Below are 13,519 nucleotides of genomic sequence, written 5' to 3'. Positions count from 1 at the left end.
TTTTTAAAAAACTAAAGTACCGATTTATGAAACTTTCCAACAATTAACGAAGTTACCAATAATCCAAATCCAACTCCCATAAAAGAACCTTTTACAAAATCATTTAAGGGTGTGAAATGACTTACTATTTGCAATATTGCTATTAAGAATAAGCCTACAAGCAAAAGTGATACTCTTTTTCTTTTAATTATTTTTTTCATGGGTAATTGTTTTAGGAGAAATTATGTGTTTGTATTTTCTAAATTTTGCTATTAAATATCCAAAGACTAAACCGCAAATCATCCAAAAAATAAACTTTATGATTACCAACTTTAAAGTAATGTCTTCACCATCAATTAAAGGCCAAATAAAAGCCATAGCCAAAAACATCCAAATACCCCAACCTAAACCTATTTTTATCCAGTTTTTCATTACTCGAAATTTGCAGCAATATCTTCTGATAAAGTAACAAACTCTTCATTAGATAATTTAACTTTGTTTGTAAACTGCGCATCTTGCATACTATTTAAAGGTATTAAATGTACATGCACATGTGGTACTTCTAAACCAATTACGCTAATTCCAATTCTTTTACAATCTATTGTTTTTTCTAGTGCTTTTGCAACTCTGTAAGAAAAATCCATTAATTTTAAATATGCTTCTTTTGATAAATCGAAGATTTTATTTTCTTCTTTTTTTGGCACTACCAAAGTGTGCCCTTTTGCATTTGGATTAATATCTAAAAAAGCAATAAAATTGTCGTTTTCTGCAACTTTATAACTGTGTAATTCTCCGTTTATAATTTTTGTAAAAATACTCATCGTTGGTTTTTTAGTAAATATAAAAAAGAATTCGGGTTTTGGCAATGCCAAAACCCGAATTTATAATTTTAAAATTCTTTTTAAAAAGCTATTTATATGGATAAAAACTGAAGTTTGTAAACGAGTTTAGCCCTGATTGAAGTGGTATCCTTTTTTTATTTTTCTTAAAAAAAGATTTAACGGAAAGCAGGAAATAGCTTCTAAAAAATTATCTAGAAATTTCTATAATTTCGAATTTCATAATTCCGTTTGGAACTTTAATTTCTGCAATTTCACCAACTTTTTTACCCAACAAACCTTTTCCTATTGGGGAGTTTACAGAGAGTTTTCCGTTACGAACATCGGTTTCAGAATCTGCCACCAATCTGTATTTAAACTCCATTCCATTAGTTGTATTTTTAATAACCACATTAGAATGTATTAGTATTTTAGAGGTGTCTAATTGACTTTCGTCTAAAATACGTGCATTAGAAATTACATTTTTTAGTTTGGCAATTTTTGTTTCTAAATGAGATTGCTCTTCTTTTGCTGCGTGGTATTCTGCATTTTCACTTAAATCTCCTTTGTCTCTTGCATCTGCAATTTCTTGTGTAACTCTCGGTCTTTCTACTTGCTCTAACTGCGTTAATTCATCTTTCAGATTTTTTAAACCTTCTGGAGAATAATATGATATATCACTCATAATATTTTAATTTTAATTCTTTATTACCATTCAGAAAATAATAGGGTAAAATTTTCTACGCTACCAAACTACTACCTACTAAGGGTTTAAATTTAAAAATCCCATTGCCTTCACAGGAATGAGATTATATTACAAATGTACAAAATATTTGTAACTTGCCATCGTTTTAAAAGAAAGGAAACCTATTATGATTAAAAAAGTATTTATTTGCTTCTTATTTTTATCGCTTTTTTCTTGCGAAGACAATACTACCATAAACGATTGTTTTAGAGGTGTTTTTGTGCAAGAAATCATAGAGTTCAGACTTCCTATTTACCAAAAACTAATTGTAAATGGTGGTAGTACCACCAATACAATAGATGGTAGATTGATTCATATTATTAGAAACTCGTCTTCTAATTATATTGCTTTCGATTTAGAATGTCCAATCAGAACTTGTAATTCTCCATTAGACATTTCTAATTTACCAACCATTACTTGCCCTTGTCATGAAAAAAAATATAATTATTTAGAAGGTGGCAGGCTTATAGGAGAAGAAGGTTGTAGCATGCTCATGTACAATGTTACCCCAGTTGGTAGCAATGCAATACAAATTACAAATTAATTTTATAGAATAGTTACTTAGAGTTGTGTATTTTTGTGAAAACACAACATATATTTATCGTGAAAAACTATTTTTCTTCAGATTTTAAATTAGGCGTTCTTGGTGGTGGTCAATTAGGAAGAATGCTGCTTGCAGAAACCCAAAAACTAGACATTTACACAAGCATTTTAGATAGCAGTAAAAATGCACCTTGTGCAGAAATTTGCAACAAATTTGTGCTAGGTAATTTATTAGATTTTGATGCTGTTTACAATTTTGGTAAAACTGTAGATCTACTTACTATAGAGATAGAAAATGTAAATCTAGATGCTTTAGACAAGTTAGAAGAAGAAGGTTTAACCATTTATCCAAAACCAAAAGATTTACGAATTATTCAAAGTAAAGCAAGGCAGAAAAACTTTTATGTAGATAACCAAATACCTACTGCAGCATTTTCTCATTACGCCTATTTAGAAGAATTAAAACATTCTTACGAAAACAATATTATCAATTTTCCTTTTGTATGGAAAGCAGCTCGTTTTGGTTATGATGGTAATGGTGTAAAAATTGTTAGAAATATTGAAGATTTAGAAACCTTGCCAAATGTTGAGTGTATTACGGAACAATTAATACCTTTTAAAAACGAATTAGCAGTAATTGTGGCAAGAAATATTAGTGGTGAAGTAAAAACATATCCTGTTGTTGAAATGGAATTTCATCCTGAAGCAAACCAAGTCGAATATGTAATTTGTCCAGCAAGAATAGATGCTAAAGTGGCAGAAAAAGCTAGAGAAATTGCTTTAAAAGTAGTTCATAAATTAGATTTTGTTGGCTTATTGGCAGTGGAAATGTTTCAAACAAAAGATGATAAAATATTAGTAAATGAAGTTGCTCCAAGACCACATAACTCTGGTCATTATTCAATTGAAGCGAGTTATACCAGTCAGTTTGAACAACATTTGCGCTCTATTTTAAATTTACCACTAGGAAATACAGAAAGTAAAGTTGCAGGAATTATGGTGAATCTTGTTGGTGAAGAAAATTTTTCTGGTGATGTAATTTACGAAAATATCGAAGAAATTTTAAAAATTGATGGTGTTACACCTCACATTTATGGAAAGAAAGAAACACGTCCTTTCAGAAAAATGGGTCATGTAACAATTGTAAATGCTGATATTGATAAAGCTAGAGAAATTGCGCAAAAAGTGAAGGAGACTATAAGAGTGATTTCTAAATAAATTTTATTGATTTTGAACTCTTGCAAAAAATGCAGCAGTTAAAAAAGTCTTTTGAGAAAAACAAATTATCTAAAAACATGGTTGTTCGGAAATTCCGAACAACCACTTAAAATATAAAAAATGAACTACCGAATTTTTCTCGGTAATTCAAATAAATTAAATTATGATAGGAATAATAATGGGAAGCGATTCAGATCTTCCAATAATGCAAGAAGCCATAGATATTTTAGAGAGTTTTGATATTCCAATTGAAGTAGATATTGTTTCTGCTCACAGAACACCAGAAAAATTAGTTGAGTATTCTAAAAATGCACATTTACGTGGCATAAAAGTAATAATTGCAGGTGCTGGAGGTGCTGCTCATTTACCAGGAATGGTAGCAAGTATGAGTCCTTTGCCAGTAATTGGAGTTCCTGTAAAAAGTAGAAACTCTATAGATGGTTGGGATTCTGTATTGTCTATTTTACAAATGCCTGGTGGTGTCCCTGTAGCAACTGTTGCCTTAGACGGTGCTAAAAATGCAGGTATCTTAGCAGCGCAAATTATTGGGGCTTCAGACAAATGTGTGTTAGATAAAATTATTGCTTACAAAGAGGGATTAAAATTAAAGGTAGAAAAAGCTTCTGAAAGAGTTAGAAAGTAAAAAGTGGCAATTTCTTAATTGACAATCACTATTTTTTTTGAAAGAGTACTAATTTCCTTCAATTTTATTTTTACCAAATAAACACCTGTTGGAAGGTCTGCAACGTTTTTTATTTGATTGGGATTAAAAAACTTTACTTCTCTACCTAATATATTATAAAGTGTAATTTTTTCTAGATTTTCTAAATTGGTATGTTTTATAATTAACTCTTTTGAAGAGTTTGTATACACAAGCAAATTTTCGGTATTGTAATTTGAATTATTGATAGAAAGAGTTTCTTTTTTTTCTTGGGTATAAATAATTTTAAATCTTGTGTTATTTTCTCCAGCAGAATCGATTAAAAACGTATATTCTTGTTCTTTTAAATCAATAAAAAGATTCGCCTCTATATCTTCTAAATAAATAAAATAATTGTCATCAATATACTCTTCTGTAAGCTCAATAGTATACTCTCCAACTTCATCTACCACAAAACCTAATGGTACAATTTTTTCGGTTTCTACTAACAGAGGTAAACCTTGAATCGTCGCTTTTTTGGTTTCTTCGGCCAAGGAATAAAAACCTAGTTTTGTTTGATTAATATCAAAAGGACCATCGTAAATTCTGTCATAATTATCTGTAGCACCTTTTACAAAACCAATTAAAATTGAATTGTATAACTTATCTTTTTTTAATCGAAACCAAGATCTCCCCTTTTGTTTATTAGAAATATATTTTTTCTTGCTAGACTTATAAAATGTAGCTGAAGTATTATCTCCTGCTACTTGGTGTGTAGCTTTTAATTTTAAAGTGGTTGTATTTCCTTCGCCAATATCATTAATTCTTAGAAAGAAAGCTTGAGCTGTCCCTATTTTATAATTATCTCCTGGAGGGTTGTCATTTCCTCCAGTAGGATTGTATTGTAAATAATCTGAAACATTATTATCTCCATTCTGTGCCGATGTTTGATTCCACAAGTAAATAGTTCCTTCGATATCTTCATTATCGTCATCACCTATAATTAAATCCCAATCAAGTGCAGAGGGGTATGGATTTCCCACCAAATTGTCACCTCCAGGAGACCATACATTTCCAACTTCTCCTGTACTTTCATTTGTATTAAAAAATAAAGTAACATCTATGCCTCCATTATTAACAATACCTCCAAAAGTTCTTACTTGCCCTCCTAAACCTTCATTTTGAATGGCATATCCTAAACCAGCTTGCATTGTTGCACTTGAACTAATTTTAAACCAATCTGCATCACTTATACTTGCATCATATTGATACACTTCTTCTGCATCAGGAAAGACTGTTGAAATTGTTGCACCAATCACTGGAGTGCCCCAATAAGAATAGAAGTTACCACTACTATAATTTCTTGTATTTCTTATTACATCAAAAGTACCAGAACTTAATATGGGGTTATTACAGTTATGATAAATCAGAGAACCTCCATTTTCTACAGTTATGGTACCATTATTATTAAAATCATAATAGACATTTAATGTAACTCCACTTTCTACCACTAGATTAACCCCTGAGTTTATGGTTAAATAACCTACGTTTGTATCTACTGTTATAAATGGGTTTGTACCATTATCTGTAATAATAATTTTTTGACTTCTGGTAATATCTGGTGGATTATCTCCTACCCAATTTGCTGCTGTTGTCCAGCTACTACTATCACTTCCATCCCAAGTAATTACACCTGAGGCATCTTCTGAGGCGGTTGGTGAACTACCACCATCTGGCTGATAATTAATTTGTGTACCACTTTGATATGCTACTAAATCTGTTCCTGCACTTAAAAAAGTGTTCTTATTAGTGTCTATTTCAGATTGAGTTCTGGCAACATTCCAAATTCGAAACAGATCTATATCTCCTGTAAAATTATTTGAATTTCCGTCTGTAGAAATTCCACTATTATAAGTTTCTGAAGAAGAAGACAATACAGAACTTGCCACCCAATTAGTAGATAAACTACTTGGAAATCTCATATTACCTCCAGATCTACCAATATTTATGTCTCCAGTATGTGTATTTACAACTAAACCTGCTTGAGAATCTTGTTCAACCCCATCTAAATACCACTTTAAAGTTGTTGCAGCATCTAAAGTAAGTGCTACATGATACCATACACCTATTGTAATATCTGAAGCTGCTGATCTAAAAAACCGCCTATCAGCAGCATTACTTGCATTATTTCTATAAACACTAAAATAAATTCTACCACCTTCTAAAAATACTTTTATTGCGTTAACATTACCACCTTCTTCATACAAAACTTGTCTTGTGTTTAAATCTGTAGCTTTAAATCGAAACTCAATAGTTCTGTCACTGGTGTTTTGATCATTTATAGCGTCTGTATTGGGTATTGTTGTAAATTGGGTAGTTAAAGACACAAAAGCTGTTAAAGAAATTTCTGTAGCTCCATCAGGCACATAATAAATACGGTCTAAATCTGCATAGGCAACTAAATCTGTTCCACTTGTTAAAAGTATAGATTTATTAGTATCAATTTCAGATTCAGTTCTGGCAACATTCCAAATTCTGAATAAATTGATGTTTCCAGTGAAGGGGTAAATGGTTCCTGTTGAGACTGTAAAAGTATTATTATATGTTTCTGAAGATTGACCTCCGCTAGCTATCCAATTATTTACCAGATCACTTGGGTATCTTAAACCATCTCCATTTCTAGCATATGAAATTGAACCAGAATGACTCTCTACAGTAAAACCTGATTGAGAATCTTGTTCTACACCATTTAAAAACCATTTTAAAGTAGCTGCGTTGTCTAAAGTTAAAGCTACATGAAACCATTTTTCTGCTTCAATAACTCCATCTAAAGATCTAAAGAACCTTCTATCTGTAGCATTAAGAGTTTCGTTTCTATAAGCTCCTAAATAAATTCTCCCTCCTTCTAAATAAAAAATAAATGCACGAGTACCACCACCTTCTTCATAGATTACTTGTTTGGTGGTAACATCTGGTGCTTTAAACCAAAACTCTATGGTTCTATCTGTAACATTAAATGTATTAATAGCATCTGTATTGGGTACAGTTATAAAATCGTCTGCACCATTTGCATTAAAACCTGTAGAGCAAGGAAATTGGGCAAATAATAAATTTGTATATACTAGAAATAAATAGAGGAATATTTTTTTCAAAATGCATATATTTCCTACAAAAATAGCAAAAAAGTTAAACCTTCGAAATTTTACCTAAACTATGTTTTGATTTATAAGGGTTTACCCTAACTAAAAATAAAATTATTAATTAGTAATTAATAGTTTTATTTTTAGTTGATTCGATTATCACTTAAAACTGCATTCTTAAAGCACTTTGTTTTAAATCAATAAATACATTATTCTGTTTGTTTTTCAATAAAAATGGACATACTAATATTTAAACACATTGTACTTAATTCAATTAAATTTAGATAAAGAGAATTTATCTATTGATAAAATACTATTTTTATGGATTTATGTTTATTAAAATTTATAGAACATCTATATTTGACCTTTAAAAATAAAGATGCATGAATCCACTTTTACAAGATTTTAATACAGCCCCTTTTTCTAAAATTTCTAATGATGATTTTAAACCAGCCATTAAAAAAGGGATAGAAATAGCCAAAGCCGAAATTGATAAAATCACCAACAATAAAGATAAACCTACCTTTGAAAACACAACAGTAGCTTTAGATTTTACTGGTGAAAAGCTAAACAGAATTACCAGTATTTTTTTCAATTTAAATTCTGCTGAAACCAATGATGAGATTCAAAAAATAGCACAAGAAGTTTCTCCTTGGTTGAGTGAGTTTAGAAATGATATTACATTAAATGAAGCTTTATTTAAAAGAGTAAAAGCAGTTTATAAAACTAAAGAAACCTTGACTCTGAGTGACGAACAAGAAATGTTATTGGATAAACAATACAAGGGTTTTACTAGAAATGGCGCTAATTTAAATGAAGAAAACAAAATTAAACTTCGAGAAATAGACAATAAACTCTCTAAATTATCTTTACAATTTGGTGAAAATGTATTGGCTGAAACCAACGCTTTTGAAATGCATCTAACAGCAGAAAAAGATGTTTCTGGATTACCAGAAAGTGTTAAAGAAGCTGCATCGCAACTTGCCAAAGAACAAGAAAAAGAAGGCTATATTTTTAACTTACAATACCCGAGTTACATTCCGTTTTTAACCTATGCAGATAACAGGGAATTGCGTAAAAAAATGGCAATTGCTGGTGGTAAAAAAGGATTTCAAGAGAATAAATACAATAATGAACAAATAGTTTTAGAGATTGTAAAACTTCGTCAAAAAAGAGCCAATTTATTAGGTTACAAAACGCATGCACATTTTGTCTTAGAAGAAAGAATGGCTGTGTCTCCTGAAAAAGTAATTGAATTTTCTAATAACCTATTATCTAAAGCAAAACCAGCTGCTAAAAAAGAATTTGAAAATTTAGAAAAATACGCCAAAAAATTAGACGGAATTGATCAACTTCAAAAATGGGATGGTGCTTATTATTCAGAAAAATTAAAAAAGGAAATTTTTGACTTAGATCAAGAAGCGTTAAAACCCTACTTTAAGTTAGAAAATGTAATTGATGGTGTTTTTGAAATTGCATATCGTTTGTATGATTTAAAATTTGAAGAAGTTTTTTATATCGATAAATATCATCCAGATATAAAAACCTATAATGTAACTGATACAAAAGGTAATTTTATAGCTATTTTTTATGCAGATTATCATCCAAGAAAAGGAAAAAGAAACGGTGCGTGGATGACGAGCTACAAAACCCAACAAATTAAAAATGGTGTAAACGAAAGACCACATGTTTCTATTGTTTGTAATTTTACAAAACCAACAGCCACAAAACCATCATTATTAACTTTTAATGAGGTAACAACCTTGTTTCATGAGTTTGGGCACGCTTTACATGGCATGTTAGCAAATACAACCTACAGTAGTTTATCAGGCACCTCTGTTTCTTGGGATTTTGTAGAATTACCAAGTCAAGTTTTAGAGAATTGGTGTTATGAAAAAGAGGCGCTAGAGTTGTTTGCAAAACATTATGAAACTGGTGAAATTATTCCGATGAAATATGTTGAAAAGATTAAAGAATCTGCAAGTTTTCATGAAGGTATGCAAACGTCACGTCAATTAAGTTTTGGCTTATTAGATATGAAATGGCACTCTGAAGATCCTTCTGATATTTCATCAATAAAAGATTTTGAAAACGCTGCTTTTGCAAATACAAAATTGTATCCAGAAGTTGCCGAAAATTGTATGAGTACCGCATTTTCTCATATTTTTCAGGGTGGATATTCTGCAGGATATTATTCTTACAAATGGGCTGAAGTTTTAGATGCAGATGCTTTTGAATATTTCTTAGAAGAAGGCATTTTTAACAAAGAAGTGGCCACTAAATTTAAAGAAACAGTATTGTCTAAAGGTGGTACTATAAAACCTATGGATTTATATAAAAAATTTAGAGGTGCAGCACCCAAACCAGAGGCACTTTTAAAAAGAGCTGGCTTATTAAAATAGCTAAATAACTCATAAAATTTGTTATAAACTATATTATTCTACGTTATGTATTAAAATGAAGAACACTTTATTTATTTTATTAATACTATATGTAACTACTTCTTTTTCTCAAATTGAGATAAAAGGGACTGTGTACGATAAAAATGGTGTTCTAGAAGGTGCTGCTGTGTATTTTAACAACACAATGTTGGGGACTTCTACCAATAACGATGGTAAATTTACTATTACCACTAAACAAGGAAATTACGATTTGGTAGTTTCTTTTTTAGGATATAAAAAAATAGTTTACAACTTAAACACCAATACCTACACAAAACCTCTTGCTTTTGTTTTAGAAGAAGAAACCAATACTTTAAATGAAATTGTCTTAAAAAAAACAGTATATGATAAAACGTGGAGGTACAACCTTTCTGCTTTTAAAAGAGAATTTATTGGCATCACTGAATTATCTAAAGATTGTAAAATTTTAAATGAAAAAAGTTTACATTTTGATTTTGATGCAAAAAACAACCATTTAACAGCTTTTGCGAGAGCACCCTTAAAAATAAAACATAAAGGTCTAGGGTATTTGATTACATACGATTTGGAGGAATTTAGTATCCATGGAAATAGAGTTACTTATTTAGGATATTCTAGATATCAAAACCTAAAAGGAAGCAAAAGAAAAAAGCGTAAATGGGCAAAAAATAGAGCTATAGCTTATTATGGCTCTGTACAACATTTTTTACAATCGCTAATTAAAAATACGACCTATAAAGACGGTTTTATTGTAAATCAATTTAAAAGAGTTGCCAATGCAGAGAGACCAAGTGAAATGGAAATAAAAAAGGCAAGAGAACTCATTAAATTGAATAGAAATAAGATAAATTTTTCTAAAAAAATTACAGTTCCTAAAACTTCTTTAGATTCAGCTTTAATAGTTGTTAGAAAAGTAAGATTACCTAAATTTAAAGACTATTTATACAAATCTAAAGTACCTATAAAAGATCTTATAACTTTAAAAAACGGAAAGTTTTATTTAAATTTCGAAAACAACATTAGCGTTATTTACACCAAAGAAAAAGAAGAAAAAGCCTATATTTTTAGAAATGCTTTTAGCAAGTCTAGAAAAGCTACTTTTCAAACATCCTCTATAATTCCAATGAATTTTCCATCAGAAATAGATAAAAACGGATCTTTAATAAACCCATTAGCTATTTTTTACGAAGGTTACTGGAGTTATGAAAAATTTGCCAATTCTTTACCTTTAGATTATATACCTTTCTTAAATAAGTAATATATCTTTTATAATTAAACTCGGATTTTTATTTAAATAAAATCATAAAATATTGATTATATTTTAATTAAATGAATTTTTATTTGTATTTTCTTTAAAAATTTCGTAAATTAGAATTAGTTAATCCCTCAAATTATGCAATTAAGAGTTCTCATACTATTTTTATTGTTGCTAAAAATTTCTATATTTTTTAGCCAAGAAACAATCAGTATTTCTATACACCATGACACTAAATTTCTTTTTATTGGGGATGAAAGAGGAAATCATGCAGGAACCACAGACATTTTAATAAAACTTGAGTTTCCAGTAAAAAAATTCAAAAAAGCATATCTTACTGTTTTTCCTTCTTTTGAATTTGCAGATTTGCATAGTGGTGCATTAAAACGTTATTCTTTGGGAGCTGGGTATACTCAAAAAGATATTTTTTTAAAAAAGCTCTATTTAGGAGTTTATGGAGATTATGGTTTTATAAAAAGAATGGGGTATAACACTAACAGTTTTGGACTTCACTTTGAATTATTTTACAGAATAAACAATAGATTTTCTTTAAGTTATATTCATCAAATAATAGAGAGAAGTGATTTAAAAAACTTATATAATGAGACTAACTATTTTAAACCTAGTAGTTTTGTCGGCTTTAAAATCCATTTTTAATTTTTATTTTTCTCTTCAATCCATTTACTCATGTATTTTGTAGCTTGTAAAGTTTGATGTTGCAAAACACTTCCCATAAAATTATTAACTCTGTGGATTTCTAAATTTTGCTGAATTTGCTCAATTACCCTAAAAAAAAGTATTCCATTTTTTTCTTTACTATAAAATGTGTTTATAATGTTTACACCATTTTTTTGTGATGATTTCCATAAATTTTCATCTGTATATAACTGAACTGCTTTGTTTGCAAATTCCTTAAAATTGTCTTCTCTAAAACCGTTCCAAGGTAAATTATCATGCATGCCTTCTGCTCCTATTTTGGTGGTTACACTTGGTGTACCACAAAGCATTGCTTCCGTTAATTTTCCTTTAATTCCCGCTCCAAAATTTAAAGGTGCTAAAACTACTTTCGCACGCTTTACAACCTCCTCTGCATTTTTTGCAAATCCCTTAATTAAAAAACCTTCTTTTGGGTTGTGTAAATCTTGTATTTGCTGATTTATATAAGCACCATAAATACGCAATTCTGCCTTTGGCAGTCGCTTCTTAATGATAGGCCAAACTTCTTGTTTTAATGTTAAAACAGCATTTACATTAGGTTTATGAAAATAATTACCAACAAAAACAAAATGTGCTCTCTCATCAAAATATTTCCACTTTTCTTGTTGATATTCATCAATGGCATCAAACAAAAACGGCAAATACATTAATATAGATGCATCAATTTTAAAGACATTTTTTAACAAATCCATTTCGAAGGTAGAAATAATTAAAGACAAATCGCACCGTAAAATAGCTGCAATTTCTCTTTTGGTAATGTCTTGTTTTAGCAGTTCATGAGTAGAAAAATCAATCTTATTTTTTAAACAAAATTCTCGTGTTTTTCGCAAACAATGTAAATCTTCTGTATCTAAAATTCTAAGTGCTTTTGGGCAATGTTCTGCAACTCGCCAACCAAATTGTTCTTCGGTCATAAAACGATCAAATAAAACAATATTGGGTTGTAATTTTTTTATAAAAACATCGAATGAAGCATTATTCAATTCAATACTAACTTCTTTAACACCTAAAGAAGTTAAGTCTACTGCTTTTTCATTTTTTAAAGCTGTAGTAGCAAAAGTTACTATATAATCTTTATTTAAAAATTGATGAATTAACTGCAACATTCGTTTGCCTGCTGCAGAAGAATTGGGCTCTACCCAAACTGTACCAATAATTAAAATAGATTTTTTTTGCACCTAATTAGCAGACATTTGTTGCTTGTAATCTGCTTGTACTTTTTTACCCCAAGCTACAACAGCAGCTATTTGTTCTTGTGTTAAATTCGCTTCAGCGTGTGTCCAAGTATAAGAATTTAAAGGCATTTCTCCTTTTTCTACCTCCTCATATAACTCATCCATTTTATGCTCTTTTCTTTTTAAAGAATATTCACTCCATTTAGAAAAATTTAAATGTTTTTTTCCATCTTTTACATGCTCATCTAACCAGTAATTTACAGGAGTAATTTTATCATACCAAGGATATCTTGTTTTTGCAGAATGGCAATCAAAACAAGTACTTTCTAGTATTTTTTTCACATCTGCTGGCGGATTTGTTTCCGCTAAAAAAGTATTTACTGTAGTAATATCTCCGTTATTTTTTTCTGGTCCAAAAAATTGAGCAATCAGCAAAACAACTAATAGAAAAACGAGTATTTTTTTTATAATTTTCATTTGTAAATTTTAAGAATAATTTATGTGGTAAAACTACTAAATTCTCACTTTATTCTGTGAAAATATCCGTATTTTTGTCAACTATTATTAAAAAACGAACCAAAAGGTTACAGAATACGCAAAACAAAAGCACTCATGAAATACGATATTATTGTAATTGGCTCAGGACCTGGTGGATATATTTCTGCTGTTAGAGCATCACAATTAGGTAAAAAAGTAGCAATTATTGAAAAATACGCCACTCTTGGTGGAACTTGTTTAAATGTTGGTTGCATTCCATCTAAAGCATTGTTAGACTCTTCTCATCATTATTACGATGCCACTCATCATTTTGAAGAACATGGTATTTCTGTAGAAAAACCAAGTTTTGATTTTGGTAAAATGGTAGAAAG

14 protein-coding genes are annotated in these 13,519 nt (G+C 29.8%); 7 read left to right on the top strand and 7 right to left on the bottom strand.

Annotated elements, in window-relative coordinates:
* Nucleotides 1-11: 11 nt before the first annotated feature.
* From ACTG3S_RS03570 to greA, 4 genes are all read right to left on the bottom strand, one after another.
* Entirely contained in the window at nt 12-200 is a 189-nt protein-coding gene (locus ACTG3S_RS03570) for a hypothetical protein (protein ID WP_439128000.1), read from the bottom strand.
* On the bottom strand, nt 184-411 hold the full coding sequence (locus ACTG3S_RS03565; protein ID WP_439127999.1) for a hypothetical protein: 228 nt from the start codon (nt 409-411) through the stop codon (nt 184-186). The genes ACTG3S_RS03570 and ACTG3S_RS03565 overlap by 17 nt, the downstream gene beginning before the upstream one ends.
* Complete coding sequence (locus tag ACTG3S_RS03560; protein WP_439127998.1) at nt 411-800, bottom strand: HIT family protein; 390 nt, start codon at nt 798-800, stop codon at nt 411-413. The genes ACTG3S_RS03565 and ACTG3S_RS03560 overlap by 1 nt, the downstream gene beginning before the upstream one ends.
* A 208-nt stretch (nt 801-1,008) precedes the next feature.
* Nucleotides 1,009-1,482, bottom strand: coding sequence for a transcription elongation factor GreA (gene greA / locus ACTG3S_RS03555; RefSeq protein ID WP_439127997.1), 474 nt, complete (start codon nt 1,480-1,482; stop codon nt 1,009-1,011).
* Between the two features lie 187 nt (nt 1,483-1,669).
* On the opposite strand from greA, the gene ACTG3S_RS03550 reads away from it, so the two are divergent.
* The 3 genes from ACTG3S_RS03550 to purE all read left to right on the top strand — a co-directional run bounded on the left by ACTG3S_RS03550 (nt 1,670) and on the right by purE (nt 3,946).
* Nucleotides 1,670-2,086 carry a Rieske 2Fe-2S domain-containing protein gene (locus ACTG3S_RS03550; protein WP_439127996.1) on the top strand — a complete coding sequence of 139 codons (417 nt, stop codon included), beginning with the start codon at nt 1,670-1,672 and terminating at the stop codon, nt 2,084-2,086.
* Between the two features lie 59 nt (nt 2,087-2,145).
* Entirely contained in the window at nt 2,146-3,303 is a 1,158-nt protein-coding gene (locus tag ACTG3S_RS03545) for a 5-(carboxyamino)imidazole ribonucleotide synthase (RefSeq protein ID WP_439127995.1), read from the top strand.
* Nucleotides 3,304-3,466: 163 nt separating this feature from the next.
* Nucleotides 3,467-3,946 (top strand): 5-(carboxyamino)imidazole ribonucleotide mutase, encoded by a 480-nt coding sequence (gene purE / locus ACTG3S_RS03540; protein ID WP_439127994.1) that lies wholly within the window; start codon nt 3,467-3,469, stop codon nt 3,944-3,946.
* A gap of 14 nt (nt 3,947-3,960) precedes the next feature.
* On the opposite strand, the gene ACTG3S_RS03535 is transcribed toward purE, so the two are convergent.
* On the bottom strand, nt 3,961-7,095 hold the full coding sequence (locus ACTG3S_RS03535; protein WP_439127993.1) for a LamG-like jellyroll fold domain-containing protein: 3,135 nt from the start codon (nt 7,093-7,095) through the stop codon (nt 3,961-3,963).
* A 371-nt stretch (nt 7,096-7,466) separates the two neighbouring features.
* Here ACTG3S_RS03535 and ACTG3S_RS03530 point away from each other — a divergent pair, with 371 nt between their 5' ends.
* The 3 genes from ACTG3S_RS03530 to ACTG3S_RS03520 all read left to right on the top strand — a co-directional run bounded on the left by ACTG3S_RS03530 (nt 7,467) and on the right by ACTG3S_RS03520 (nt 11,415).
* A complete protein-coding gene (locus ACTG3S_RS03530; protein ID WP_439127992.1) occupies nt 7,467-9,485 on the top strand; it encodes a M3 family metallopeptidase in 2,019 nt (672 codons plus the stop codon).
* Nucleotides 9,486-9,540: 55 nt separating this feature from the next.
* Nucleotides 9,541-10,761 (top strand): carboxypeptidase-like regulatory domain-containing protein, encoded by a 1,221-nt coding sequence (locus tag ACTG3S_RS03525; protein WP_439127991.1) that lies wholly within the window; start codon nt 9,541-9,543, stop codon nt 10,759-10,761.
* Between the two features lie 135 nt (nt 10,762-10,896).
* Nucleotides 10,897-11,415: a hypothetical protein gene (locus ACTG3S_RS03520; protein ID WP_439127990.1), complete on the top strand. Its 519-nt coding sequence runs from the start codon at nt 10,897-10,899 to the stop codon at nt 11,413-11,415.
* Here ACTG3S_RS03520 and ACTG3S_RS03515 read toward each other — a convergent pair.
* A complete protein-coding gene (locus ACTG3S_RS03515; RefSeq protein ID WP_439127989.1) occupies nt 11,412-12,653 on the bottom strand; it encodes a glycosyltransferase in 1,242 nt (413 codons plus the stop codon). The genes ACTG3S_RS03520 and ACTG3S_RS03515 overlap by 4 nt on opposite strands.
* Nucleotides 12,654-13,127, bottom strand: a complete 474-nt coding sequence (locus tag ACTG3S_RS03510; protein WP_439127988.1) for a heme-binding domain-containing protein — start codon at nt 13,125-13,127, stop codon at nt 12,654-12,656.
* A gap of 135 nt (nt 13,128-13,262) precedes the next feature.
* On the opposite strand from ACTG3S_RS03510, the gene ACTG3S_RS03505 reads away from it, so the two are divergent.
* Nucleotides 13,263-13,519, top strand: a 257-nt coding sequence (locus ACTG3S_RS03505) for an FAD-dependent oxidoreductase (RefSeq protein ID WP_439127987.1), incomplete at its 3' end; no start/stop codon positions are given.

It is taken from the genome of Polaribacter sp. (assembly GCF_965656025.1).
Taxonomy (GTDB): Bacteria; Bacteroidota; Bacteroidia; order Flavobacteriales; family Flavobacteriaceae; genus Polaribacter.
The sequence above is the reverse complement of the archived record's forward strand: the minus strand, read 5'-3'. Positions and strand labels throughout refer to the sequence as shown.